Origin of the sequence: Rhodococcus sp. Eu-32 (assembly GCF_003336925.1) — a bacterium.
GTDB lineage: Bacteria > Actinomycetota > Actinomycetes > Mycobacteriales > Mycobacteriaceae > Rhodococcoides > Rhodococcoides kyotonensis_B.
In genome coordinates this window covers 14,210-39,419 of the sequence record NZ_QGNK01000028.1, presented here as the reverse complement: position 1 = coordinate 39,419, position 25,210 = coordinate 14,210, and the positions used below count along the sequence as shown (strand labels likewise).

The 25,210-nt window shown below is 64.6% G+C and carries 20 protein-coding genes; 2 read left to right on the top strand and 18 right to left on the bottom strand.

What is annotated here, in order from left to right; genetic code table 11:
* Nucleotides 1-840 precede the first annotated feature (840 nt).
* The 16 genes from DK926_RS26515 to DK926_RS23990 all read right to left on the bottom strand — a co-directional run bounded on the left by DK926_RS26515 (nucleotide 841) and on the right by DK926_RS23990 (nucleotide 21,046).
* Nucleotides 841-2,217 (bottom strand): hypothetical protein, encoded by a 1,377-nt coding sequence (locus DK926_RS26515; RefSeq protein ID WP_125833455.1) that lies wholly within the window; start codon nucleotides 2,215-2,217, stop codon nucleotides 841-843.
* A gap of 966 nt (nucleotides 2,218-3,183) precedes the next feature.
* Nucleotides 3,184-3,807: a hypothetical protein gene (locus DK926_RS24060; RefSeq protein ID WP_114332486.1), complete on the bottom strand. Its 624-nt coding sequence runs from the start codon at nucleotides 3,805-3,807 to the stop codon at nucleotides 3,184-3,186.
* Nucleotides 3,804-5,648 carry a TraM recognition domain-containing protein gene (locus DK926_RS24055; RefSeq protein ID WP_114332485.1) on the bottom strand — a complete coding sequence of 615 codons (1,845 nt, stop codon included), beginning with the start codon at nucleotides 5,646-5,648 and terminating at the stop codon, nucleotides 3,804-3,806. The genes DK926_RS24060 and DK926_RS24055 overlap by 4 nt, the downstream gene beginning before the upstream one ends.
* Nucleotides 5,645-5,914, bottom strand: a complete 270-nt coding sequence (locus DK926_RS24050) for a hypothetical protein (protein WP_114332484.1) — start codon at nucleotides 5,912-5,914, stop codon at nucleotides 5,645-5,647. Before DK926_RS24050 ends, DK926_RS24055 begins: the two co-directional genes overlap by 4 nt.
* On the bottom strand, nucleotides 5,911-7,401 hold the full coding sequence (locus DK926_RS24045; protein ID WP_243636995.1) for an ATP-binding protein: 1,491 nt from the start codon (nucleotides 7,399-7,401) through the stop codon (nucleotides 5,911-5,913). The genes DK926_RS24050 and DK926_RS24045 overlap by 4 nt, the downstream gene beginning before the upstream one ends.
* A gap of 16 nt (nucleotides 7,402-7,417) precedes the next feature.
* Nucleotides 7,418-9,001 (bottom strand): SCO6880 family protein, encoded by a 1,584-nt coding sequence (locus DK926_RS24040; protein ID WP_114332483.1) that lies wholly within the window; start codon nucleotides 8,999-9,001, stop codon nucleotides 7,418-7,420.
* Between the two features lie 3 nt (nucleotides 9,002-9,004).
* Nucleotides 9,005-11,191, bottom strand: coding sequence for a hypothetical protein (locus tag DK926_RS24035; RefSeq protein WP_114332482.1), 2,187 nt, complete (start codon nucleotides 11,189-11,191; stop codon nucleotides 9,005-9,007).
* An 8-nt stretch (nucleotides 11,192-11,199) separates the two neighbouring features.
* Entirely contained in the window at nucleotides 11,200-11,922 is a 723-nt protein-coding gene (locus DK926_RS24030; protein WP_114332481.1) for a hypothetical protein, read from the bottom strand.
* Between the two features lie 50 nt (nucleotides 11,923-11,972).
* The gene (locus tag DK926_RS26905) at nucleotides 11,973-12,416 is read right to left on the bottom strand and encodes a hypothetical protein (protein WP_207890902.1); all 444 of its coding nucleotides are present in this window, start codon (nucleotides 12,414-12,416) and stop codon (nucleotides 11,973-11,975) included.
* A 47-nt stretch (nucleotides 12,417-12,463) separates the two neighbouring features.
* On the bottom strand, nucleotides 12,464-13,072 hold the full coding sequence (locus DK926_RS24020; protein ID WP_207890901.1) for a hypothetical protein: 609 nt from the start codon (nucleotides 13,070-13,072) through the stop codon (nucleotides 12,464-12,466).
* The gene (locus DK926_RS24015; protein WP_114332480.1) at nucleotides 13,069-14,763 is read right to left on the bottom strand and encodes a peptidoglycan DD-metalloendopeptidase family protein; all 1,695 of its coding nucleotides are present in this window, start codon (nucleotides 14,761-14,763) and stop codon (nucleotides 13,069-13,071) included. Before DK926_RS24015 ends, DK926_RS24020 begins: the two co-directional genes overlap by 4 nt.
* Before the next feature lie 144 nt (nucleotides 14,764-14,907).
* Nucleotides 14,908-17,004: a cutinase family protein gene (locus tag DK926_RS24010; protein ID WP_114332479.1), complete on the bottom strand. Its 2,097-nt coding sequence runs from the start codon at nucleotides 17,002-17,004 to the stop codon at nucleotides 14,908-14,910.
* Nucleotides 17,005-17,053: 49 nt separating this feature from the next.
* Nucleotides 17,054-18,394 (bottom strand): ParA family protein, encoded by a 1,341-nt coding sequence (locus DK926_RS24005; RefSeq protein ID WP_243636994.1) that lies wholly within the window; start codon nucleotides 18,392-18,394, stop codon nucleotides 17,054-17,056.
* Entirely contained in the window at nucleotides 18,394-19,080 is a 687-nt protein-coding gene (locus DK926_RS24000) for a hypothetical protein (protein WP_114332478.1), read from the bottom strand. Before DK926_RS24000 ends, DK926_RS24005 begins: the two co-directional genes overlap by 1 nt.
* A 24-nt stretch (nucleotides 19,081-19,104) precedes the next feature.
* Nucleotides 19,105-19,719 carry a hypothetical protein gene (locus tag DK926_RS23995; protein WP_243636993.1) on the bottom strand — a complete coding sequence of 205 codons (615 nt, stop codon included), beginning with the start codon at nucleotides 19,717-19,719 and terminating at the stop codon, nucleotides 19,105-19,107.
* 46 nt (nucleotides 19,720-19,765) lie between these two features.
* A complete protein-coding gene (locus DK926_RS23990; protein WP_243636992.1) occupies nucleotides 19,766-21,046 on the bottom strand; it encodes a hypothetical protein in 1,281 nt (426 codons plus the stop codon).
* Between the two features lie 538 nt (nucleotides 21,047-21,584).
* Between DK926_RS23990 and DK926_RS23985 the strand changes: the two genes are divergently transcribed.
* Nucleotides 21,585-22,274 (top strand): helix-turn-helix transcriptional regulator, encoded by a 690-nt coding sequence (locus DK926_RS23985; RefSeq protein WP_114332477.1) that lies wholly within the window; start codon nucleotides 21,585-21,587, stop codon nucleotides 22,272-22,274.
* Nucleotides 22,271-22,675, top strand: coding sequence for a hypothetical protein (locus tag DK926_RS23980; RefSeq protein WP_114332476.1), 405 nt, complete (start codon nucleotides 22,271-22,273; stop codon nucleotides 22,673-22,675). The genes DK926_RS23985 and DK926_RS23980 overlap by 4 nt, the downstream gene beginning before the upstream one ends.
* Nucleotides 22,676-22,677: 2 nt before the next feature.
* Here DK926_RS23980 and DK926_RS23975 read toward each other — a convergent pair whose 3' ends face one another.
* Entirely contained in the window at nucleotides 22,678-24,075 is a 1,398-nt protein-coding gene (locus DK926_RS23975; RefSeq protein ID WP_114332475.1) for a cytochrome P450, read from the bottom strand.
* A 16-nt stretch (nucleotides 24,076-24,091) separates the two neighbouring features.
* Complete coding sequence (locus DK926_RS23970; RefSeq protein WP_125833453.1) at nucleotides 24,092-25,201, bottom strand: DUF6545 domain-containing protein; 1,110 nt, start codon at nucleotides 25,199-25,201, stop codon at nucleotides 24,092-24,094.
* Nucleotides 25,202-25,210 lie beyond the last annotated feature (9 nt).

Sequence of the window (25,210 nt, the reverse complement as noted above, 5' to 3'; positions counted from 1 at the left end):
CTGCGAGCGATTTTCAATCAACGCCACCTGATCTACCAGGCAGTTTAGGTCGGGTTCCCTCATTGAGTTCCGGTGGCTAGGCTGACGGAATGACCTCACCTTCGATGCCGCGTGCCGTGCGTTTCGATGCAGAGGCGGACATGCTTCGCCCTCTTGGTCAATCGCACGATGTATTCGCGGGCACGGGCGCCGTCGTCAAGTACGAAGTACCGTGTTCCGCTGGCGTTCCCGACGTCGTCTTTCTTCGGTTAGACCGGCGTGCGATGAAGCGCAGAGAAGGTACAAGTTCGTTGCTTGATCTTTCCGACATCCGCGTCATGCTTCAGGTGTCCCAACGACAGCGTGGCAATCCGCGATGGTGGACTTCGTCCGAGATCTCGAGCAGCCTTAGTTTGACGGTCACTCACCTACGTCGGACCGTATTGCCCCGTCTGGAGATAGGAGGGCATGTTGAGATAAATGACCGCGGAGAAGTTCGAGCCACCTACCGGTATACATCTCAGGCTTCGAACGTCGTAACGGTCGAGGCAAAGCTCCGCGACTGGCGCGGCGCGATCGGTCAAGCATCTCGGCACGCAGCCGTTGCTGATTCGGCGTGGGTTGCAATCGACAATGTCTCGTCCGGGAGGGCATTCGAGAATCGAAAGTGGTTTCAGGCGTACGGGATTGGTCTGGCATCGGTCTCGCGAGACGGAGATGTTCGCGCTCTCATTGCCCCATCACCTGGTCAGGTCAGAAGAGCCGAACGAGAACTTCTCGTAGAACGCGCGATAGCCCTGCACCTTGCGGGAAAGGTTTGCGGAGAGGTACACCAAGTATTCGGAAACTACTTGTGGTCGTCTACAGGCGATGATCCCAGACTGGTAGATGCTTAGGATCGCTGGTGCCGGTGAGCAATGACCTACTCTTCAGGGCTGTCGCGTCTCGCACCGCACGCCGAATCGCTGCGGCCAGGCTTCGCCCAGTCGAGGAACCTATTCCGGCTAAGCAACCCATCCAGTAAAGATGGTGTAGGCGTGAAAGCTCGTGATTCCAGTCCGGATTCGCCAGTAGTGACGGGCAGTACGGGCAATCACATGGGACGTAGCTCGGATCCTTCGCCAGAACGTCGTGGACACTCCGCTCAACGGGGTGGAGAAGCGACGCTTCGAAGTATCGGGGAATTGGTTGAGTTGCGAAGCCTGGACCGTCTGACTCCTCCTTGAATGCATGTGCCGAGTTGAACAGCCCGGCTCCATATCCTGACGCGCCGAAAGCAAGTTGCAACCAGCCGGTAGTTCCGGATTGGGGTAGCAGCAACACTCGATCTTCATCGGATGCCAGCTGTGCGAGACGTTTATAGCCTTCGAGAAGGTCGTCTTGACGGGGTTGTTCGAATGTCCCCAGTGTGGACGGCCATTGGACACGAATGTGCCACACATCGAACTGTTCTTGGTCGAGTAGCTCGGCGAATAGCGCTTCGCGAAGAACTGGACTCTGCAACCATTGCGAAGTGACTGTGAGGTTGAGCGCCATACGTTCGCCCGTCCTGAGTTCAGAAAGTGTGTCGTCGGCCTGTGCGAATGCGGCGTCGAGCGACTTCCTCGGATCTCCTGGGTCCAATGCAGATCCCGCAGACAGCAACATGTTGGCGCCAGCGGATCGCTGAGCGTCCAGAATTGCAACGACGTTCAGAGGAGAGTCGTTCAGATAGTCAGCCCACCTCCGAGACCTGGCGCTGACCTTCTTTACACGTACCAGGGCGCGATCGAGCAGGTACGCCGAAGGATCGGCGATTCGAATCGATGCTGCTGCACAGTTGTTCAGCCAGGTTGCATGGGAGGAGGAAGTTGCTGACGGGAGACGCACAGACGCCGCTATCGCCACTGAACCACCGGTGGCTGCGACAATCGAGGCTGCAGCGCGTGGCGCGGTGGCCCGGTTTTGGTGTGGGCAATGAAGTATAAATATCGGCTGTTGATCATCGAGAGCTTGGTCTCTAGTCCGTAACCGAATCTGATTGCTTGCTTTTGGATCATCGCGGGGGTTCGGAGCTGAGACGATGGCCGTTCCCGCTCCTGGGCCGCGCACTACGAGGGTCCGACCGTCAGGCAATGTCGCCGTCACACGGTCGGTCGCGGTCGCATCTAACGTGCTGTCGAGCTCAAGGTCGCTCTCCTCCTCGGGGTCGATTTCCGGCCAGTCCAGGCTGGCATCGCCGCCCACGTCATCGTTCATAGTCTTAATCCAGTCGTCGAAGATTGCTACGGGCGCTACCACGCTCGGATTGCGATGGGCTCACTAACCGGTCGAGAACACTGAGAACGCGCGGGTCGGTGGAGGGCGGAAGTGGTGATGGTCCCGCCTCGATACGCGCGATAGCGTTATCGATGGTCAGACTCTCAACACCGTCGAAAAACGGGTGGCGGCCCGTGATGGCTAGACGGACCGTCACTCCGATGGCGAAGAGGTCCGAGGCTTTACGAGCGCGCTGACCGGTCAACTGCTCTGGGGGCATGAAGAAGTCCGTCCCTAGCCGGCCCGGGTACCGAGTGAACGTTGTCTCGGACGTGGATTTCGCGAGTCCGAGATCTAGGAGCACTGGTTCTGACCACGCACGATTCCGAAGCGCAACGTTGCCCGGTTTGATGTCGCGGTGCAGCGTGGAGTTGGCTGCGTGGAGCGCCTGCACTCCCATCAAAAGCCCCAGCAGCAGGGAGTGGGACTCGACGCTCGAAGGACGTCTTTTCGCAGCTATCGTCTGCTCTAGGTCCCCACCCGGGACGAACTCGAATGTCAATGCGGGTCGCTTGCGACCACCTAGCTCGACTGAACCCGCTTCGAACAAGCGAACAACGTGGGGGCTGTCGACTCGACGAAGTCCACTCACTTCGCGCGCAACGCGTTCTGGAGGGTAAGCCTCATCGCAGATGATCTTGATAGCTCGATCGCCAACTTGCCATGTGTCGCCGAAAGCTCCCTCGCCCAGGAAGTTTACTTCGGGGACCCCAAGCGCCAGAGCAACTTCGGCCGGGGGAAAGCGCGGCATGTGGCTGCTCCTCGCCAGAAAGTGTGTATTCGGAAACTAGACAATACACACGAACTGCTTGTCCAGATCACCCAGAGTGCCTACCGGTCTGTTTGGTGCGGTGTCTTGTTTCGAGGAGCTTGCCCCACTGCGTCGGGACTCCAATCTGATCGGTGCTAGGTGGCCTCTGTCCAGGCGCCCTGCTGCGTGTTATAGATCCAATCGATCCCCTCGAAAGTCACTAAACGGTTGGGGTCGGCAGCGTCAACAGATCTGGCGAGACCGGACTCGATGGCGGTCTCCATGTCCGCCTCCGGGATCGAGCGAACCTCCTGAGGGGCACTGATGTCCGCGACCGGAATCACCGGGCTCGGCGGTTCGGGTTCGGGCCGATCGTCGATGTCGATAGTGGTGAACTCGTCGAGCCCGCCGAGGGTAAAAGGTGTGCGCGGGGTAGCGGTGCAGCGTTCGTGGGTGCAGGTCTCGAAATCGGTGATCGTGCGGATCCGGCTGATGACGGGCCAGAACCATTGGGTGTGCCAGGCGGTCAGGTCGTCGCGGTATTCATCGCCCCGGTAGTAGGCGTCGGTCCATGCGGCCATCAGCGCCGACAGTTCCTCGACGACCGGCCCGTGTCGATACCAGCACGGCGGGATCTTGGTGTCGAGCTCGTAGCGTTCGCGTATCCACGTGGTCCAGTCGGTCAGCTCGTGCCATAGCTGCCGTGCCTGAGCGCGGTCGAGGTAGCGCCACGCGAACCGGGACGGTCGCAGTTCCTGCTCTCCGTCACCTGTCGTCACGACAACTGCACCCCATCGCTGAGCTTGTCGAGTTCGACTGCGCCAGAATTGCTGTCGCGGCGCGGCAGATGTCCGTCGGCGACGATCTCGTCGAACGCATTCTGCGACGAGGTGACTGCAGCGCGGGCGGTCTTGTCGTCCCACACCGACGGCAAGTGCACCAGGATCGGCGGAGCGCCCCGGTAGATCAACAGTCCGTGATCGGGTTCCATTGTCCGGATCTCGGCCGCAGACATGATCGGCACTTCCCGTAGCGTCGGACCGGATTGACGATTCCCGGAGGGCTGCCATTCGAAGCGGTCGCCGAGCATTCGCGAAATTGCCTGTAACTCCTCGCCTTTGAGGCCGGGGAGGATCAGGCGGGCGGGGGAGTTGTCGGCGAACATCGTGCCAGCGACCGGTCCCCAGCGCAGTTTGTTCTGCTCCTCGTTGTGGGCGTAGGCATGGATGGTGATGCCGCGGCCACCCGAATCCGACATCAGATCCGGCAGGCCGGGGATCGGTGCGACGTTGTTGACCTCGTCGAGCTCGAACCGGATCGGCGGGTCGAACCGGCCGCCGGGCAGGGTTTGCGAGTGCCGGTCGGCGAGATAGTGCACTTCGGTGGCCAGGGCAGCGACGAACGGGGCAGCGGAGTTGTCCTTGCCTTTCGACACCAGGTAGAGGGTGTCGCCGCCGGAGCGGATGAACTCGGCGATGTCGAACGACTGGCCGATCGGCACGTCGATGGACTCGAGTAGCGAAGGTGACGCCAATGGTGCCAGCAGACGACTCGCGGCGCCGATCATGTCGTCGGAGGAGTCCGAGCCGGAGTCGAGAATCTGGGCCAGCTCGCTTTCCCACGCCGGCATCGTCCGGGCGAGTATTTCGCGTGGCTCGCGGCCTTTGCGGGAGTTCACCCACACCCGCAGAGTGCCCAAACTGGCTCCGGTGACGGCGGCGGCGTGCAGGTAGCAGCGCAACAGGACGACGGCTTTGTCTTCCCAGTAACCGCCGTTCTTGGTGTCGCCCATCGGCATCGCCGAGACCAGGCCCTGGGCGCGGCGGATCGCGACATCCGGGTCCTGGCAACCGGAGAGGATCGACCAGCGGATCGGCTGCGGCCAGCCGGTGATGTTCTCCGGATCGAAGATCGCGATGGTGCCCATCTTGTTTCGGCGGTTGTAGGTGGCCGAGACCAGGTCGACTTTCGTTGTCGTGACGAGCAGTGGCCCGGGGGCGTCCATGCAGCGTTGGTAGGCCAGACGCCAGGTCTTACCGGAGCCGGTGACACCTTCGACGAGCATGCAGTCGTTCTGGTTGAGGTAGACGGTGCGGTCGGGGTCGACGACATTGGCTCCCAGCGCGATCGCCACTTCGGCCGCGTCGAGGGACGAAGGCTTGACGTCTTTCAGGGATGCGCGGGTCGCGACCGCCGCCTTGTGGACACTCTTTTCGTCGATGCCGGCGCGGGCGAGGTCTTTTCGGGTGGCGAACCCGCGGTCGGCTTGGCGACGCCGGTAGTGCCAGTCGTCGATCTCGGAGCTGATCCACAGCGCGGCCGCCGTATACGTGACCCCCAGAATCAGGATGCAGGACCAGGTCACCCATGCCGGCCCCGGTTGCGCGTCGTCGGGCCACCCGGCGGCCGGGTCCCCCGGGTGGGTGATCAGGCCGATGAAAATCTGCGCGATCTCGGCCCCGTTAGCGGGGATGGCGACGACCGTGCCCGAGACGATCGAGGACACCATGCCACCGCCGACGACAGCGAACAGCACGCCGCCGAGCAGTGCTGCGATGGTGAACGCCTCGGCCGGGACGATCGGGTCACGAGGCCGCGGCGGCGCCTGTCGCTGGCTCATCGGATTGGACCGTCCGACGTAGTGACGACGACGGCTGGTTCGTCTATCGCCGACGCGAATGCCGTCCAGCCGCCCTCGTACAGGCGTACTACCAGGCCTGCTATCTGCCAGTCGTGCAGATCGTCGAGAAGGTCGTCGGCGAAACCGCAGTCCGTCAGCCAGCCACGGGCTTCGCTCATTGCTGCTACCGAGGGCGGGGTCGTGAATCCGTGTTCGCGCCAGCCGTCGGAGTCGATGTGTTGTGGTGCAGTGGAATCGGTGCTCATGCAGTTCTCGTTCCTTTCACGGCGGTGTCGGTATCGGTGAGTGCGATTTCTTCCGGGGATCGGACGTGTTCCATGAGGATCGGGTCGGCGGATCCGATTTTGACCAGGCATTCGCCTTGGCCGAGGCCCATGATGATGTCCACCGATCCTGGTGGGAGGTGGTACATTTCGGCGGTTTCACGGGCGTCGTCGTAGCGTTCTTGGGCGAAGAGGAACACGATCCCCGCTTCCTGCATCAAGGCCCTCGCGGGCGAGTCCTTGGACATGTCGGAGGGGTGGTGGAACGCTGAGACGGTCGACAAGCCCAGTCCGCGTGAAAGTTTCATGTTCGACCGGAACACGCTGCCGGTGCGACCCTCGGCGACGTGCCAGCCTTCCTCGACGATCAGGATCGTCTGCCGTGAGAGCGACGATCGGGCGGCGAGCAGGTTCGACAGCCACGTGTTGATGACGGTCATCACCACCCGCAACGCCGGCCCCTCGGTAGGGAGGGTGGAGACGTCGAAGTGTGCGAACGGATGCTCGAGTGCAGCGCGAACCTCCGGGGATGTCGGGGCGTCGACGAGACCTTTGAGGTCGCGGTCGACCAAGCGCAGCAACGCCAATCCGGGTTCGTTGCCCCACTCCAACGAACGCTGTGCCCACCGGTCACCGAAGTACTCACCGTCGCCGTCGTGCGGCTCGACGAGACGGCGCGCGAGATCTTCGAGGACCGGTTCGCGTCCCGTGGCCACAGCGTCCTGGTTGACCAACTCCAGGGCACAGCCGACGGCGCTTTTCTCCGGCGTGGACAGGGGGCGTTCCATCGTGTCGGCAAGGACGGCGAGCACGAGCGCTTCCTGACCAGCCGGGGTGACACCGTCGAGGCCGCCGGCGTGCTCACCGCCGGTGGTGATCGCCGGGTCGAGCAGGTTCAACCGCGCCCCGCCGCCACCGGTTTTGAACCGCACCGATTCGACACCGAGGGTGCGGGCGAAGATCGAATACTCACCTTCGGTGCCTTGGCGTTTCTTGTCGATGACAACCACCTGGCGTCCGAAAATCAGCTGACGCCAGCACGATCCGGTCTTGATGAGTGAGGACTTGCCCTTACCGATATCACCGACGACGCAGACGTTGATGTTGGAGATGTCGGTGCCGTACAGCTCGAACGGGTCGGTGATCACCAGGTCGTTGGAGATGCGATTGAGGCCGGTGACCGGGCCTTGATGCCGGACGCTGCGGCGGCTGATCGCGAGATTGAGCGCTTCGGCTTGCCGGGTGGTGGACCACGCGCCTTCGGGGCGGGGTTCGTACCACCCGAATCGGTCGAGGAGTTTCCTGCGTTTCGGTGCCCGCCGCCGCGGCACGGTCGGTTGCGTGGTGGCACCCGGTTGCTGGCGGGTCTCGGGGGACGTGGGCGCCGCGCCGGTCGCGAAGAGTCGGCTGCTGGTGCGCACCGGGGGCCGGGCATGGGCCGTAGGTCGGGCGGCGGTGTTCGGTGTCATGTCGGGTGCTCCTGGCCTATTTGCTCGATCGAGTGACGGCCAGTCCGCGGCCGAGAGGCAGGGTGACGAACAGTGCGACGTCGTGGTTGTCGTCCTGCCAGTCGATGGTTTTGATCGCCGAGGCGTCGGCGGCTTCGGTGACGCGCATGCAGGCCCGCTCGAGGTCATCAGCGTCGCGGCCGGTGACGGCGATGGTCATGGAGTAGATGACGCCGTGATGGCCGGAACCGGGCTTGAGATCCTCGCGGCGCCGAGCCGACGCACTGGTCATCACTTCGCTCGATCCGTCGCCGGTCTTGCCCTTCTTCTCCTGACTCGCTTGAGCGGCGAGGTCCTGGGTGAAGTCTTTCGCCGCGATATCGCGGGCAACCTTGTCACGTACGAAATCCATTCGTACGCTGATAGTTCGAATCGTCGGCGATGGTGCTGTTTCGTCGTCACCGGGGTCGGGTGCGACGTAGGTGAGCAGCGGGGCGAGCCACAGCGGTCCGAGCTCGACTGGTTCGATGCTCGCCGGCGGCATCACCCCGACCCGGGTGTGCCAGCGACCGGAGATCACGGCGGAGTCGGCGCCGCCGATGTAGGAGGGCCAGCAGTTCGACCAACGGGCACCTTGGTGGCGATCGAGGCGATACGTCGGGTCGATGAACGCTCGAATCACCGCGCAGGTGCGTTGCTCGCCGAGAACCTCTACCCGTCCGAAGCCGGCGGAGACGAGTCGGCTCACTGCCCGCATCGTCTCGTCGCGGATGACCTGCGCGACGCCGCCTTCGTATCGGGCGTTCTTACCGCCCGCCGCCCGGAATGCTGCGGCATCGAGCGCGTCGGTCTGCGGGACTTTGAGCACCACGTAGGCGCGGTGCTCTTCGGTGTGTGGGCGGATGGTGTCGAGGAGATTCCCGTATGAGGCGACCGGCGCTTCCAGCCGCAGGTCGCCGAGGGCTTCGACCCGCTGTTCGACCCAGTCTTCGTGCATCGTCAGATCCGCCGGGATGGAGCGGTGGAGGATCTGCAGTCCGCGGATCAACGAGGTCTGTTTCGCCAACGACGCTGTGAACTTGCCGAATTTGTCCGAGGTGCTTGCCCATGCCGCGTCGGTCCGTAGCCCGCCCGCGAGGCCTTGGACGGCGAGTACGACGGTGTAGTACGGGCGCTCGCCCGGGTTGGCGGTGCGGACGATGAACATCTCGTCCAGGCCGGTGCCGGCGACATCGAGCGGTTCGGTGCGCCCGAGCGGCACCGGGTACTCCCAACCAGGATCGAGACCGGGCTGCCCGAACGCCGGATCGGCGGCGTGCCGGAAGATGTGCTCGCCGCGGCGCATCCGCGTCACCCGGCGCAGGGTGTGCAGTTTCCCGGCGGCGAAGGACGGTCCGTTGAACTCGAACGTGGCGAGAAAGACAGTGATGTACAGGGTGGCGACGGTGCCGACAGCGAGGGTTCCCCCGCCGATGACGAAATAGCCGACGACGCCGAGCATCAACGTCGCCGACCAGGCGATCAGGACAGGCAGGGCGATTCCGGTCGTTCCGCGGCGGGCGATCTCGCCGCCGAGAATCGAGGTGCGTTGGACGGTGTCGTGGCTGGTTTCGGTGCTCACAGCTCACCTGCCTTCGGATTCGGTGGCCGAGGATTCGGCGGTGGCTTTGGCTTTGTTCATTGCGGCCGACGCGGACTGCGCCGCGATCGGCACCGCGACCGCACCGGCGGCCGCAACAGTCCCGGCCGAGCCCTTGGCGAGTTTTCCGCCCAGTCGCCCCGCCATCCCGACCGCGGACCCACCACGCCCCGCCCCGCCGTGGCTGCCGGATCCGGGTTTGTGACCGACCGTTCCGGTCGCGGTGGTGCTGTTGTGCCGTGCGCGCGGCGAATGAGCGGCGTGGCCGGTATTGGCCAGTCCGCTCCCCGGCGGCGTGGAGCGGCCACCACCGGAGTTGCCTCCACTGCCGGACGACCGGTTCCCACCGCCGCTGCGACTGCGGAACAACGCCGAGCTGCCCAGGCCGCCGACGACACCGCCCGCGACGGATCCGCCGCCCGACCCGAATCCTTCGGAGTCCGATCTCGTCGGCAGGATCGGTGCCCACTTGAGCAGCGCCCACGGCGCGAACCCGACGAGGACCATCGATGCTGCGACCAAGGCCAGAGAGCCGAGTGAGGTCAGATCACCGGATCCGCCGCCGCCGGAGAGCAGTGCGTTGTTGGCGCCGGCAAGGACGACGGCGATCAGCAGGAACAGCATCGGCTTGCTCAGCACCAGTCCGATGAACGTCAGCACCGGGCGCAGGGCTTTCACCCGCCAGGTGGGGTGGACCCACATGCCGTAGCCGATTCCGGCGATGCACGCAGCCAGCGGCAGTCCGATCTGATGCAGTAGGAGGCCGATGTAGACCGACATGGCGCCGAGCAGCAGCAGTCCGAAGAAGATCAGCCCGACGATGGAGCCGCCGACTATCGTTTCGTTGTTCATAGCCGACATCGAGCCATAGATGTTGTCGACCATCTCGGTGACGGTCGAACCGCTCGCTGCGGTGATGCCTTCGGTGAGGACTCTGGCGATCTCGAGCAGGAACTGGGCTCCGATGAGGGAGAAAATCATCATCACGAACCCGGCGGGGAGGTAGCCGAAAACGTTGGCGACGAGCTCGCTGGGGGAGCCTTTCTGCCGGGAGCGGGTGATCGCGATCAACACGGCGAACGACATCACCATCATCCCTATGCCGGTCGAGGTGGCGTACCAGGTCAGGAACCAGGGTTGGGTGGCGTCGAAGTCTCCGGTGGAGGTCAACCCGCGTAGGACTGCGTCGGTGAGGGACAGGGCTCCGGATTTGGTGGAGTTGGCCCAGTCGTCGATGACGGTGGCGGGTTCGGAGACGAAGTCGACGACGTCACCGACGGTGCCGGCGACCCAGGAGAAGGCTTGGACGTAGGCCTTCCCGAGCTTGTACTGCGGGGTGGACTGCACCACGATGCTCAGTGCTTCGCCGACCCGGTCGGTGAACCCGGTGTTCTGATCGATCCAGTTCGCGGTCCCGGCGAACAATCGGCCGATCGCGAGATTCCAGTCCTGGCATTGCCGGATGTCGCGTTCGGAGGCTGCTCGGCTGCAGTCGACGAAAAAGGCGTGCATGCAGTACTGATCCCCGGAACCCTCGGAGCAAGGATCGGACCAGGCGGCGTCGGGAACCTTGTCCGCGCCGGGTAGCTCCTTGATCGCGGTCAGTGAATCGGCGTCCGGGGCGCCTGCCCAGACGAAGCCCCAGGTGCTCCATTCGGTGGTGCCCCAGCGTGCGAGGTCGTCGGCGCAGGTGCCGGTCGGGGGATGAAAGCTCGAATCCCCGGCCGGAAACACCGTCGGCAGAGCAGATTCGGGTGGTTCGACACCGTCTTCGACGGCCTTCTTGGCGGCGTCGACGGTCCCGACAGCAGCGCTCTCGCTGCCCGCGGTCAGTGTGGCACCGCCGACCATGTCAATCTTCTGCTCGTCCGGTGCTGTCCAGTACAGCAGCCGGTTTTCGGCGGTGAGGGCTTGTGAGATGTAGAGGCCGAGATCGCCGCCGTGGTCGCGGCAATTGCCGGTGAACCACGGACCGTTCTTGAATTCTTCGGTGCCGCCAATGAATTCGCGCAAATCCTGCGGAAAGTTCACCGGCAGCTTCGACGCCACTTGCTGTCCGGTGACCGCTCCCGGCTCGGGTCCAGGCTGGGGTTGCGCGGCAGTGACTGCGGGCGGTCCGAACAGGACAGCGAGGGCGGCAGCGACGATGACGAGAACGAGACGGCGAATCATGTTCTCTCCTAGTCGATGTAGAAGGTGTAGTAACCCGCGGTCAGCTGCCCGCCGAGCGCGGAATCAACGGCCGGGTAGGAGGCATCCTCGGGACGCGGACCCTGACGGAAGGACCAGTCCTGCGCCTTCCAATCCCCGGCCTGCCAGACGAGGGAGAGGTCGGTGGTCGAATACGTGGTGGACACCGCGACCTTGCCGGTGTCGTTGATGTCGGACTGACCGACGCCGATCGTCCAGATGGATACTTCGGCAGCGTCTTGGGTGAATGAGGTGACCGTCACCGCGCCCGGCAGGAGCGAGAGCACATCGTCGTCCTCGTCTCGGTTGTTTTCCAGGTCGAGGGCACTTGCCAGTGTCGAGCCCGGTTCGCTCGCGATCATTGTCTCGCGCACTCCGGACATGTCGATGCGTCCCTGTCCCGCCTGCGCGATCGCCTGGATAGTGTTCACTGCCGCGGTTGATGCGCCCTGTTCGTCGCGGGTGTAGCCGCTGGGCACACCGCCCAAGACGGTCGTCGGCCCGTGGACGGCGCGGATCGCGTCGCTGCCGGTGTCGCCGCCGTTTCCGGATCGGCCGGCGAGGGCGATGACGAGGATGAGGATGAGCGCCACCACAAGACCGCCGGCGGCGATCGCGATGATCGAACCGTGGCGCCGCTCTGACTGCCGCGCGGGTTCGGTGAGGGCGGGGCCGGCGGAGTCGGCCGAGACGTTGCGGTAGTCGGTTCCCATGAGTGGCTCTTTTCCGCGGCCGCGGCCGCATCGGGTGGGGTTGTTGGGGGTCAGGCAGCGGGCTGGACGAGGAGCAGAACCGCGCCGAAAATCGGCGATACCGCGGCGACACCGGCAAGGCAGTACAGCGAGAACTTCACGTCCTCGGATGCATCGGACAGATCGCTCGACATGCCTCGGTTACGTGCTTTCTTCAGCTTGAGAAACGACGTCACGAGGTAGACCCCGGCAGCTGCGAAGCAACCGCCCCAAATCGCTGCCAGTATCCGCTTCCACGTCGAGTTCAAGGCCGGACCGAGCACACCGAGATCGGGGCTGACCCCGTCGAACGGGTTGGCCGGCCCGGGCTGGGGAGCGGGGGTCGGGGTGGGGAGCGGCTGGGCGTAGGCCAGATGGTTGCCGATGAACAGCATCATCAGCAGGAGAGCGCCGATGACGACGGCGCGGAGCAGCGCCCGCGTAGATCGGTTCGATGTAGTCGTCGACGGTGTCATGTCGAATGTCCTTTCGTCGAAAATTGTTGAAGGTGAGCAAAGTTGAACTATTTGTCTTGAACGCGGCTGACCTCCCATCCGGCAGCGCCGCGGCGGAGGACGACGGCGACGATGGATTGGTTCACTGGTGCGCCGTCGATGGTCTGGGTGACGCGGTAGGCGCGGTAGGCGATCTCGTCGGTCTGCGGCGGTGTCGGCTCGTCGTCGACCACGAGCGACGGAACCAGTACGGCCCCGTGTGCGGCCCAGGACAGCCACTGCGCGCCAGGATTCGATTGCGCTGTGGTGGAGGTGATCTCGCGGGAATAAGTGTCGGTAAGCAGTGGTGCGGTGCGCGCGGCGGCATCGTTGGGGCCGGCGTCGACGCCGGTGTCCCAGGTGAACCAGATCCTGAGTGTAGAGGCCGCGACCGAGTCCGGGTCGCCGCGGTCGACGTCGATGTCGCCGGGGAGTGCGGTTGCTGCGCGCGGTGGGGTGCGTACCGGGTCGATCGACTCGGCAGGCGTATCACCTGGGTTCCAGTGCTGCGCCGGAATCGAGGGCCCCTCAGCGGGTTCCGAGGTTCCGCTTCGTCCGCAGGCTGTGGGGATCGCGGCGGTGAGCAGTGCAGTGACCACGAGAACTCCGATACGGATTCTGCTGTGGTTGTGGTTCATCCAAATCTCCGTGCAGTCAGGCCACTGGTAGGCGGGGTCCAATCGGAAACTTTCACTACGTCGCCGGACTGCGGTGCTTCGACGACCTTGTTTTCTCCGAGCCAGATGAAGATGTGGCCGGAGTGCGGCTGGATGATGTCGCCGGGTTGCAGTTCGCCGGGGGTGGCAACGATTCGACCGCGTGGGTCGGCGATCTGCGCCGAATCCTGATGGGGGAGAACGATACTTCCCCCGGAAGCTCGTGCAACGGCGTAGAGGACGAGCCCGGAGCAGTCGAATCCGACCTTGTCGAAATCGCCGATCATGTCTGCGCGACCGCCGCCGTCGCTGATGCCCCGGGTAGGGCCGTCCTGGTCGCCTCCGCCCCAGGCGTAGGTGGTGCCGAGCCATGCCATTGCCGCGGCGACGACGTTCTGCCCGAACGGGCCGGCGGGAATCTGGCCGGGCCCGGTGTTCGGGACGGTGATGGCGAACTTCTCGGCCGCGGTTCTCGGGATCTTGGCGACGTAGTCGAGGGTTTCGGTGTTCTGGCAGACGCGACCTTGGGAGAGGGTGGCGCCCGGTCCGCAGTTGTACATCGACAGGTACAGCTCGGTCAGGTCACCGGTGACTTTGCCTGACGCGCGTGCGTCTATCGCGATGCCGGCGAGCTCGCAGTCGTAGGCGGCTTGGGTCATCACCGCATCGGCGATCCTGCGAGTGTCGGTGCTGCCGTCTCCGTCGCCGTCGACTGCCTTTGCAGCCCACGTGGCGGGCATGAACTGGGCCGGGCCGTCCGCCCCGGACGAGGGGTTACGCGCCTGGACGTCGAAGCCGCTTTCTTGTTCGAGTTGCGCGGCGACGATCGGTGCGGTTACTTCCGGGCAGACAGTGCCCGCCTTGACGATCCACGGCTCGAACTCCGCGGGCACCGACCCGGGGCGCAGGCCGGTGGTGCCGGTGGGTTGTCCACAGCCGGGTTTGATCGCGGCCGCCAGTGTCACGTCGCGGCTCGACGCGCGCCCCGTTGACGCCGTGGATGCGGCAGTGGTGGCCGCTGCAGTGCCAGCGGCGGCGAGCGAGTCGGTGGTGCCGGTGGGAGCGCCGGCTCCGGAGGCAGCGAGCCAGGCGACGGGATCGACCGCCTTCGACCCGGCGGCGAGCCGGGTGCCGGACCAGACCTCGAAATGCAGGTGCGGTCCGGTGGACTGTCCGGCGTTGCCGACCTTTCCGATCGGGTCCCCGGCGTTCACGGTCTGGCCTTCGGTGACGTCGATGCCGTCGTCGTTCATGTGTCCGTAGACCGTGGACACCGTCTGCCCGTCGACGGTGGTGTCGATGATGATCCAGTTGCCGAACCCCGATGCGGGTCCGGCCTCGACGACGGTGCCGGCGGTGGCGGCGTAGATCGGGGTACCTGCGGGGGCGGAGTAATCCTGGCCCTGGTGGCCCTCATCCTGGCCGGTGACAGGATTGATCCGCGGCCCGAACGGGCTTGTCGCGTGATAGGTGCCTTCGCGCAGCGGCATGACCACTGTTCCCGAATGCGGCGCAGGGGCACCGCCGGTGGCGGGAAGGCAGGTGCCTTCGTCGTCGCGTGGCTTGCGGTCGCCGGAGAGCACACCGAACAGGGCGGTCGCGGCGAGCAGTGCGATCAGCAGTGCGCTTACTGCGCCTGCTGCCCTTCCGCTCGCTTTGCCATGTGTGGTCATCGGTGTGTGTCCCTTGTCGATCGAAGTTGATCGATGCCCGCCCGGACACCGTGAACTGCTGTGGTGGTTGCTGCTGTGTCGTGTGGTGTGTGTCCATGTGCTGCCCTCCCGGCCGGACATGAACTGCGCGTGGGTGAAAGGTGTTCAGCCTCCGATCTTTTGGGTAAAGAAGTCGATGAGCCATTGCAGGGCGCTGCGGCCGGTGGAGTCGATCTGGAAGTCGGCGTAGGACTGGTGGGCTCCGGAGGTGAAGAAGGTGGCGGCGTCGATGCCGGTGCCCACGAGCTCGGTTAGATCGCCGGCGCCGGGGGAGGAGGCGAGGGACACCAATGAGTCTGCGAGGCCGGCGAAGTCGCCGGTAGTGGCTTGTTGCCCGATTGCGGCGGATTGGCCGGTCACCTGGGTCTGTGCGCCGAGCTGGTCGGGGTTGGTGTTGCTACCGCCACCGGAGATCACCCCGACTGCGACGGAGGCGAGGTCGAGGCCGATCGGGAGGAGTTCTGTTGCGGCGGAGAGGTTTCCGGTTTCGAGGATCTTCCAGCCGACTTCCTGGATGGCGCCGACGTTGTTGGCGAGCCGGATGACGTCGACGTTGCCGAGCAGTCCGAGGACGAGGGAGGCGATCTGCGCCGCCCCGGACGGGTCGGGGATCAGTGTGATGAGCCCGGCGAGGGTGTGTAGGTCTACACCGGTGGCCATCTTCACGATCGGCGCGAACTGATTGTTCAGCTCCCCTGAGATGCGGTGCGCGTTTTGCACATCGAGCGCGGCCACGGCCTGCGGGAGGGCGATGAGGTTGTCGACGATGCCCTGGTAGTCCAGTGAGGTGAATCCGGTGGCGACGTTGACGATCTGGGTCACCACGGTCTTCGGTTTCAGCAGCGAGAGGACCTGCGTCGCGGATGTCAGGGCGTTTGGTGCCGCCGACTGCAGGGGCGCGATTTGGCTGCTGAGGGCGGCTGCGGAGTCGGCCAGGCCAGCTCCGGCCACCGACCCGGTTGTATCGGTGCCGCCGAGAAGCGACGAGGCGCCGTCGGCGATGGAGGTGGCGGTGGCGATGGTGGCCGGGAGGTCGATCCGGTCGAGGGCATCGAGTACCGCGGCGGTCTGCTTCTCCGGGGTGCCGTCCGCGGCGGAGTCGAGCGAGGAGCGGATGCCGGGGTTGGCGGAGATCACCGATTGGATGTCGGCGACCGGGCCCAGGGTGTTCGCCAGTGAGGTGGCGGAGGCTTCGACCCCGGCGACCTGCGACTGGGTGCGGTTCGCGCCGACCGTCTCCGGTAGTGCTCCGATGCGATCGGACAGACCCGAGACCGTGCTCGCGGCACCCGCGAGGTCGACGCGGGAGAAGTCCGAGACCAGCGAGGCCCCGAAATCGGTGCCCGCCGTCGTCGATGTGGTAGTGGCTGCCTGCCCGGTGGTCGCCGCGGAGGTCCCGGTGACGCCGCCCTGCGGGTTCGCTCCGATTGTCAGCGCTGCCGACGGTCCAGAACCGGAAGGTAGACCGGCGGCTGTCGACGTGGCTCCGTCGCTGGGGTTGGCGAGGATCTTCCCGAGACCGGCGATCAGTCCGTTGGAGCCGGCGTTGGTGGAGCAGTACAGATCGGTGGGGGCGCAGAGCTGGCGTACCAGTGGGGCGAGGGAGCCGAATCCTTCGGGGCGCACCCCGCCGATGCCCTGGCCGTCGACCTTCGGGCCGACGAGGGTGCCTCCGGCGGTGCCTTGGTGTGGGTCGGCGACCAGTCCGACACCGAGGATTCTTCCGGCGGGGATGACGCCGCGGCCGTTGCCGATCTGCGTGGCGACGTCCCCGGCGGCGTCGGCGCCTTGGGAGTAGCCCGCGAGGAGGAACTTCGCGGTGGCGCAGGCGGAGGTGAGGATGTTGTTGATCGCGTCGATGCCGGTCTGCTTGCTTTCGGCGTACGTCCGACCCTGGTCGAACGCCGATGCGGAGTAAGCAGGGTAGCGGACGTCGATGTCGTTGCCGTACTTCGCTTCCAGTGCGTCGCCGACGGTTTTCAGCATCCCCACCGGGACGGACGGGTTCGCCGCGGCGGTGGTTTCCCATGTTCCCGGGGTCATGACTGCGACGTACTTCGCGCACCCGGCGGTGGCGGTCTTTGCCGGTGCTGCCCCGGCGACGGTGGTGGAGGAGAGGATCACTGCGGCGGCCGCAGCGGCGCTACCGACTGCGGTGAGTCGTCGGCGCCAGCGGTGGCCGGTGCGGGCGGCGGGGGTCATGGCATCTCCTGTGCAGGCTGGAACCGGAAGGGGATGGGACGTAGGAAGGTCAGGCACCGCGGCGGCGGTCTCGGCGGATGTCGAAATGTGTGAGCTGGGAGAGGTTCTGCTGCTCGGGCGGGCGGCGGTAGACCGGTTCGGGGGCGAAGGAGTCGGAGTACTCGAACGCCGCCGCGCGGCGGGCGGCACCGAGGGCGTCGGCGACCAGCGCGGTGACATTGGTGTAGGCCTCGACGGTGGAGGCGGGTAGGTCCCTGTAGACGATGCGGTCGCCGCGGGCCAGCGCCGCATCGTAGGGCGCTTCGACGAACTTGCCCTCCGGGACGCCAAGGGCGCGCAGGTCGTCGTAGATCAACTGCGAGAGCTCCGGAGAGGAGTCCGGGGTCATGCAGGTGACGATGACCGTCGAGGCGAGCAGATGCTGCTTGCCGCGGGCGGTGATGCCGTCGAGCATCAGGAAGACCTGTTTGGCGATGTCCATCCGCAGCGGCAGCGGAACCACCAGCACATCCGAATGCTCGATCGCCCATTGCCAGTTCTCGGCCAACGGGTTCGTGGCGGTGTCGAGGATGATCAGATCCCGGTGACGGCGCAGCACCGCCATGACCGCGGCGCATTCATCCCAGCCGATGCTGCGGGACTGGATCGTCGAATTGTCGGACGCGAGAATGTCTTCCATCGTCGGCTGGCGTCGCAGGAACGCGTTCAGCGACCCGGACACCGCCGAGGAGGAGGCGAGTTCACCGGCGTGGGCAAGTAGATCCCACACCGTCAGCTCCGGATCGGTGGTCCGAGCAGCCCGGTCCCCGAGCGAGCCGGACGATTCGCTCGCGTCGAACACTGCGACGCCGTGGCCGCGGTGCTTGCCGAACGTCGCACCGAGCATGATCGAGGTGATCGTCTTGCCGGAGCCGCCTTTCGGGTTCATCACCGACACCACCGAGCACCCCGGAAGCGGCTGCTGCACGGTACGTACCGACTGCCGGAACCGCACCTCGGCGGAGACGTGCTTGGGGCGCATGTGTGCCCCGAACGCGGCGTTGAGGCGTCCGCGCAGTCCCCATGTCGCAGGTTCGGCGGTCAGATCTTCTTCGGGGCGGTCGAACATCTTCGCCCGGTACAGCGTTTCGGGGTCGACATCGGGTGCGTCTATCGCGGCCAGGGCATCCTGTCCGACGCCGTACGGATCCGGCCTCAGGGCCGCATCGTCGGCTTCGGAGTCGTGGCCGTCGGTGGTGGCGGGGTCGGGACGGCGGAGGCGCTGGTTGCGCAGGTTCACCGCCGCTTCGGCCTGATAGTCCGCGACCGGGTTCGCGCTCTCGCATGCAGGAGCGCCGCCGGTAATGGTGGGATCGGCGTCGTCGCGGCGAGCGGGTTCACGGGAGACCATCACTGCACCACCGCATCCGCGTCACTGCTCGTGGTGTCGGTGCTGTCGTCGTCGACGAGGAGATCGGTGAGCCGAATCGCCTGCCAGGCGCGGTGTCCGGGGACCTCGCACCACACCGATGCTGGGTTGTCGACGGCAATCTCGAATTGTTCGAGGTGCACACCGTGTTTGGCGGCGATCACCGCCAACCGGGTGCCATCGACGTTGGGGTTGGAGATGTGAAGGATCAGGCGCAGTGCCGGAACCGCGAGTTCGTCGCGGAGCTTCCCGGCGAGGAATGCGGCCTTGCCGGCTGCGGAATCGTCGGCCGAGTCCTGATCGCCCCGCCGGAAGATCGCGTCCTCGGCGTGGAAGGTGCCGTACCAAGCGGTGTCTTCGCCGTTCCCGACGACGGCGAAGCTACCGCGTTCGTCGCCTGCGGCGTAGAGCTCGACGAGCGGCGCGGCTGCGGCGGCTTCGGCGACCTTTTCGGTGACCTGTTCGCCTTCTGCGGTGCGGAGGGCGTCGTAGTCGATGTCGAGCTGCTTGTAGAGCTCGCGCTTGACCTTCGGCCACAGCGAGCGGCTGAATAGACCCGCGTTCTCGGCCCAGGCCCGCAGGTCTGCCGTGCTCGCGGTGCGGAGGCTTTCGGCGGCGTCTCGGACTGCGGCGGCGGCCTGATCCCATTCGTGGGCTGCACTGGTCATGTGAATGTGGTCCTCTCGTGTGGGTCAGGCTTGCTCGATCGAGGCGATGACGAAGCGGCCGTCGACCTCGGATGTGGTGATGCGCTGGCGGTATTGCGTTCCGGGGCCGTCGGGGCCGGATTCGGTGAGGGTCAGGGTGAACACCCCGGGACGCAGCGTGTCGATGTCGAGGCAGTAGGTCGTCCCCGCCGCGACGGTGGCGATACCGGCATCGAGATTGGCCACGACGGTGAACGGCGCCGACGATGGGGCGTCCGGGGAGACCAGGGCGTGCGCTGCCGCTCCGGAGCGCTGCACGTAGTAGGCGTGCTCGAACGCCGCGATGACGCCCTCACCGCTGGTCTGATCACCTGTAGGCATCGAGCAGTCTGGGCCTGCTGGGGCTGGCCGCGTCGTCGCAGCCGAAGTGGGCGCTACGGCGGAAGGTGCGGGGGTGGCGACGGTGTCGGAGTTGTCGCCGGTGAACGCGGCGATCAAGGTGCCGGCGAGCAGCGCGGTAACGGCGAGGTAGGCGACGAACAGTGTGCGTCTGCGGGAGGATCGGGTGCTGGGCGGGCGGGGTGAACCGTCCGATGACATCCCCGACCGCGTCGGACCGACAGCGGAGGCGATCGGGGATGTCATGGAGCGTCGCGACATCTGGCGTGGTCCTTCCTGGCGTGAATACTTCTGGGGTAGAGGGGGATCAGGCGGGCAGCAGACCCGCGAGTAGGTCGCCGGCCTGGGCGAGTGCCGGGCCCGCTGCAGCGACAGCGTCGGCGACCGAGGGCTGCTCGAGCACGGTGGAGGTGAATCCCTGCACCGCACCCCTGGCAGGTTCGATCCACTTATTCACATCGCTCACGGCCTGCGCCGCCGCAGGTGCAGCGCTCTCGGCGACGGTATTCGCCTGCGCCAGCAGTTCCGGGCCGGAGTCGACGATGAGAGGTGCCGGGATGGCCGGGACCTGGTCTGCGTTCGGCCCCGCCGGCGGCGCCGCCAGCGGAGCAGCGTCAGGTGCCGGGGCTGGCTCCTCGATGACGGTCGCTTCGCCGCCCGCAGCGGCGGCGCCGAGCGCGCCACCGGCCAAAGCGCCGATGGCAGTGGTACCAGCGACGAGCGGCGCTGAGATCGCAGCTCCGATACCGGCACCGGCCAGTGCTGCAGCACCGGGCACGAAGACGTACCCGATCGGACCGGCCCACACGATCGCCGGAGTCAACACCGGGGTTGCAGCGACTCCGAGTACACCGCCTAGCGCTGCACCACCAGCCGTGATTGCCGCTCCCGGGACGAGACCGACGCCCAGGCCGGTCACCCCGCCCGTGACCGCACCCGCGGCTGTCCCGGCGGCGATCCGGTCCGCCCGTGGTGCGTCCGCGAACCCGTTGTCTACGAGCAGGTTTCCGCCGTCCGCCTGAATCGCCTGCACGGTGTTCGAGAACTGGCGAGCGAACGTCGGGTCGACCAGCGCGGGATCGTAAGGAACCGGGTTCGCGCCGACGAGGACCGTGCCCTCGGGGGTGTCGATCGGCACGATCGCTTTACGCTTGACCGTCGGCGCAGGTGCCGGTTCCTGTGCGGGAGCTATGCTTTCGCCTTCCTCTGCGAAACCCGGGCCCTGAACCGAAGCCGGATCGCTCTCGTAGTAGTAGGCGGGCTGACTCGGGTAAGAAGGCTGCTGACGGCCGGCGTTGTAATCGTCGACAGTGCGGGTCTCGTCGTAGTCGTAGAGCGGGGTGTAGCCGGGCAGGTAGTCGGACTGCTCTATCACTGGTGCCGGCGCGGGCGTCTCCGGTGCAGGAGTCGTCGTCACGCCTGGCTGCGAGCCCTGCGGGCTGGTCACGCCCGGCTGGGACGGTGCGGCGTTCGCCGGAGCCGCAACCAGACTGGCGATCGCCACTGCTGCGACGGCAGGCAGACCTGCCACTACCCCGTGGTGCGCCTTGCGTGCGAGACGAAGTCTCTGGCTCGAATCAGTGTGCATACCGTTACCTCTCTGGATGAGCTGTGCGTTTGGTCGAAGTGCGACAATGGCTTTCGTGCAGATGGAGCAGGCCGGGTAAGGACGCGCGGGGTACGCGTCCTCACCCGGCCTCTGTGACCGCTCGATCGGCCGGGCATGGGGATCGATCCGACGATGTGTCGAGCGGAGGCTTGTCCTGCCCCCGGACTGGGGGAGTTCTGTCAGACCGGTTGCGGTGAAGCCCACTGGGCGAGTACTAGTCCGTCATCACCGACGAATTGATGAAGGCCCGCATGGCCTAGCTCGTGCGAGCAAGCCCTCAGTTCGCCGCTGATGCTGCTCTGACTGATCGAGCGACACCAGTTGTACGCTGGGTTTTCTCCGAGTCGCCACGCAGCGCTCCTGTTCACGACGAAACACAGATCGCGTGGACTACGAGTGTTCCGGCTTGTTCGTCCATGGTGTCCTTCCCCCAAAGGCTCTTGTTGACGATGTGCAAACAAAAATCTATCACAAATCTGGCGAAAATAAGGCCCAAGTTTGTGTATTTGTTGTGTCTATGTTCGGTTTTGCTTACGATCCGTCCATGCAAGACCACCGCCGTTTCTCGGACCAGATTCGGGAGCGACGACGCCAACTAGGACTCACACGAGTCCAGGTGCGTGACCGTGGTGGTCCGTCGGAACCGACCTTGACCAAGATCGAGCGAGAGGAACTTCCGGAACCTTCGCCTGCGACGCTGGCGAAGCTGGACGCCGGTCTTGGGTGGGTAGCTGGAAGCGCTGCCCGACTCTTGAGCGGTGGCAACGTCAGGGCGATCGAGGACCGCGAAGATTCGCCCGTTCAGTTTCCCAATATCGAACGCGTTGAATTGGACGTTGCAGCCATAGCGCAATTGGTTTCCGTGTCAACCAGAATCGCAGAATTGGCAGAGAATCGACCAGAGGATCGTGAATTGCAAGGCGTCGCGAGCGATCTGAACGACGCACTGCATCCGATCTACGGCAGATACGTCACGCAGTTGTTCGAAGCCAACCGACGGGATCGCGGGACCGTCTCACCGGTCTTTGCGGTTTTCGGACATCTGCTAGACGAACCGAACCGGTCGACCGACCCAACGGAGTTCGAGGAACGTCAGTATCGACGGTGGCTTGCGGGGAGGACGAGCGGGATAGACCACTCGACGTCGGAACGGTTTGCACAGCGATTGAGAGCCAGCAATCCAGGTCAGGGAGAAGCGTCAGAATGAAAAACGACGAGAGCCAGCATCTGTCGATCGCAGAGCGCGTCGACGCACTGTTCCGTGCCTGGCGTGAATCCGGAGAGGAGCAATCTTACGAGGCGGTCGCAAAGTCGGTATCTGCACTCGGTGGACGGTTGTCCGCCAGGGAGATTGCCGATATCCGAGGCGGTGCCGTGGAGTCCGTAGACGTCGATTCGCTGACAGCGCTTGCGCGGCATTTTCACATGGACCCCGGTTACCTGTTGTCGAACGACGGCGGTGGGCTCCACGGGCAACTTCTTCTGCTAGGCGAGTTGATCGACTCTGGCGTGAAGGGTGTGTTCCTACGGGGTGACTTCGCTCAGGCCGAATTGTCGTGCCTCTTGAAAGCAATCCGAACACGAAGTCACAACGCGCAGGTCGCGTGACGTCAACGTGCGTGAGCCCGCAGTCGAAGCCCGTCCGGTTTCAACGTGATCATCTCCTTGACTCGAAGCTCATAGTTCGGATCTGCCTCGAAGTCGAATTCCCGCAGTAGCGTCGCCAAGGTCAGCAATATCTCGTGCTGGGCGAACTGGCGTCCGATGCACGCACGCATGCCCGTTCCGAACGGTCTGTACAGATCAGGTCTGCGAGCTCGAACTCGTTCTGGCAGAAAGCGATCGGGGTCGAACGTCTCGGGGTCGGCGCCCCACTCGTCATCTCTGTGTAGCTGCAGCAGGACAACAAACACCCATTCACCTTTCTGGAAGGGGTACTGTCCGCCGAGCATCGTGTCAGCCTTTGCCTTCCGGAAATACCCTGGGGCAACAGGCCACAGTCGGAGGGTCTCGTCCAAGACACGTCGCAGGTAGCGCAATTTGCCGATGTGTTCGTAAGAAATCTCGTCGCCCACTGGCCATACGGTGTCGATCTCGTTGCGTGCACGTGCCGCAACGTCCGGGTTGGTGGCGATGAAGTGCAGCGCGAATGCCAGCGCGCCGGCTGAGGTTTCGTGCCCGGCAACGAGAAACGTGAGGATTTGGTTGCGGATGTTCTCCGGATCGAGTCGCTGTCCCGTTTGCGGGTCCGGTGTGTTGAGCATGCGATCGAGTAGATCGCTTTCTTCTGGCCGAGACTCCGCGGAACGTCGGGCTATGACGTCGTCGACGAGGGTCTGTACGGCGGCGAGATCGCGACCGTGCTGCGCGTATTCTCGTCGGTAGAAGGTGTTTTCGACGAGCGGGTGGGAGTACGCAGATCGGTTGACGTATGCCAACGCTCGCGACATCTGTCCCACGAACGGGTGGGGTTCGGACTCCGCGAAAGATCCGAAGTCGTAGCCGAAACCGGCACGACCAATGATTTCCAGGGTGAGCTTGTTCATGTCGCTGGGGACCTCGATCCAGTCACCAGAAGAACGTGTCTGCCAGGACCTCACGAGCTCGCGGACCGTACTGACCATGATGTCGTGGTAGCGGCGCATAGCAGCCTGGGTGAAAGCCGGACCGAGTATTGCATGCGCTTTGGCCCAGTTCGGCTCAGAATTGTGTGCTGTGAAAAGACCGTCCTTGGCTATCGATCTGAGGTTTCGAATCGGTACACCGAGAAACTTCGCCCATACGGACTCGTCGTTGACTTCCTCGACCAGGTCGGGTCCCGACACATACGTGACGCGGGCGCCTAGAATTCGACGTTCGAAGATCGGGCCATACTTCTGGGCGTCACGCCACCCCCACTGACTGGAATCTGTGATGTGGAGGTCGAGTACATCCCCCAGTATCGGGAGTCGACGAGGTGGGTGGGGGAGTACACGATCCGCAGCGCGGAGACGAGTAGTGCTGCTCATGGCTATCGACGGCCTTTCATGCATCATTGTTGCTGTCGGATCGAGACAGAGTCGTATCTACTAGTTCCCCGGCGCGTGCCCACTGAGCGGCGATCGCCCGGAGGTGGCCAATCTCGTCACCGTGTCGGCCCGTCGTAGCGATGGTCTGACGCGGTGCGGAACGCGGAGACGCGCCAATCCTTCTCGCCCTCATCGATTCTCGAAGTTGAACGGCGCTGCGGAGGCCCTCAAGGTCGTCCGGAACCTGGGCTGCGATCGATTGTTCCGGTACGTAGTGCCGCAGGATCAGAATGGAATCCCAGATTTCCACGGCCATACGATGAAGAGTTCGAGCTGTGCTAGGCAGTTCGAATTCGCTCGTGGCGAGGTAGCGAACTTCAGGGCAGGCGGCGGTCAGATCTGTCCACAGGGGGCGTAAGGCCTTGATGTTGCGAGACGTACGATCGGCGCCGAAGCTTTCGAGTGCGGCAGCCGCCGCTGGGAGCGCTGCACATATAGCGCCCAGCCCCGTCATGAGCACAAAGTTGTTCTCGTTCATCGCAACCCGGAACTGGACAAGCTCGCTGAATTTGCCGAGTGAGGCAAAGACTGCGCTACCCATGATCGAGATGGCCTCTTCCGCAGCCCAGATTCCGATGGCACCGACAACGAGATACGAGTAGCGGTGACGCGGTTCGAGGTTGCCTCTGAACAGCTCGCGACAGCACGTCCACAGCAAGACGCAGGCCATCCCCCCGACCCAGACTGCGAACATCGTGAAGTAAAGAACCGTCTCCCAACCCTCGGTCACATCGATGTACTGGCCCTCGTATCGCGCGTTCGAGCCAAGCCACAGCATCACCGGAACGAAAGCGCCGGCTGTCGTGTAGACGGCGGTCGCAAGTCGTTTCGGTTCCTCGTCAGCGAATGACCACGACACGACTACCAAGAAAAACGGCGCCATAGCAAGGACAATGAACGTCGTGCTGAGCTGCTGGACAAAGCCGACAGAAAGGAAGTTTCCAGGCGCGAGGGCCAAGAACCGCTGGACATGGTGTTCGCGAAGGATGCACGCCACGACCGCAAGGCCGAGCACCCAGGTGATTCGACGTTCACCCCGGCTTCCGCTGAACCAGAACCAGCGCACGAGGACTAC

Bases quoted from the DNA above. Each gene is read 5' to 3' on its own strand.
- DK926_RS24055 (WP_114332485.1), bottom strand. From the start codon at position 5,648: ATGAGCCAGCGACAGGCGCCGCCGCGGCCTCGTGACCCGATCGTCCCG.
- DK926_RS26515 (WP_125833455.1), bottom strand. From the start codon at position 2,217: ATGAACGATGACGTGGGCGGCGATGCCAGCCTGGACTGGCCGGAAATC.
- DK926_RS24000 (WP_114332478.1), bottom strand. From the start codon at position 19,080: ATGACCAGTGCAGCCCACGAATGGGATCAGGCCGCCGCCGCAGTCCGA.
- DK926_RS23980 (WP_114332476.1), top strand. From the start codon at position 22,271: ATGAAAAACGACGAGAGCCAGCATCTGTCGATCGCAGAGCGCGTCGAC.
- DK926_RS23985 (WP_114332477.1), top strand. From the start codon at position 21,585: ATGTTCGGTTTTGCTTACGATCCGTCCATGCAAGACCACCGCCGTTTC.
- DK926_RS26905 (WP_207890902.1), bottom strand. From the start codon at position 12,416: ATGACACCGTCGACGACTACATCGAACCGATCTACGCGGGCGCTGCTC.
- DK926_RS24010 (WP_114332479.1), bottom strand. From the start codon at position 17,004: ATGACCCCCGCCGCCCGCACCGGCCACCGCTGGCGCCGACGACTCACC.
- DK926_RS24020 (WP_207890901.1), bottom strand. From the start codon at position 13,072: ATGAACCACAACCACAGCAGAATCCGTATCGGAGTTCTCGTGGTCACT.
- DK926_RS23975 (WP_114332475.1), bottom strand. From the start codon at position 24,075: ATGAGCAGCACTACTCGTCTCCGCGCTGCGGATCGTGTACTCCCCCAC.
- DK926_RS24015 (WP_114332480.1), bottom strand. From the start codon at position 14,763: ATGACCACACATGGCAAAGCGAGCGGAAGGGCAGCAGGCGCAGTAAGC.
- DK926_RS23995 (WP_243636993.1), bottom strand. From the start codon at position 19,719: ATGTCGCGACGCTCCATGACATCCCCGATCGCCTCCGCTGTCGGTCCG.
- DK926_RS24045 (WP_243636995.1), bottom strand. From the start codon at position 7,401: ATGACACCGAACACCGCCGCCCGACCTACGGCCCATGCCCGGCCCCCG.
- DK926_RS24035 (WP_114332482.1), bottom strand. From the start codon at position 11,191: ATGATTCGCCGTCTCGTTCTCGTCATCGTCGCTGCCGCCCTCGCTGTC.
- DK926_RS23990 (WP_243636992.1), bottom strand. From the start codon at position 21,046: ATGCACACTGATTCGAGCCAGAGACTTCGTCTCGCACGCAAGGCGCAC.
- DK926_RS24005 (WP_243636994.1), bottom strand. From the start codon at position 18,394: ATGGTCTCCCGTGAACCCGCTCGCCGCGACGACGCCGATCCCACCATT.
- DK926_RS24050 (WP_114332484.1), bottom strand. From the start codon at position 5,914: ATGAGCACCGATTCCACTGCACCACAACACATCGACTCCGACGGCTGG.
- DK926_RS24030 (WP_114332481.1), bottom strand. From the start codon at position 11,922: ATGGGAACCGACTACCGCAACGTCTCGGCCGACTCCGCCGGCCCCGCC.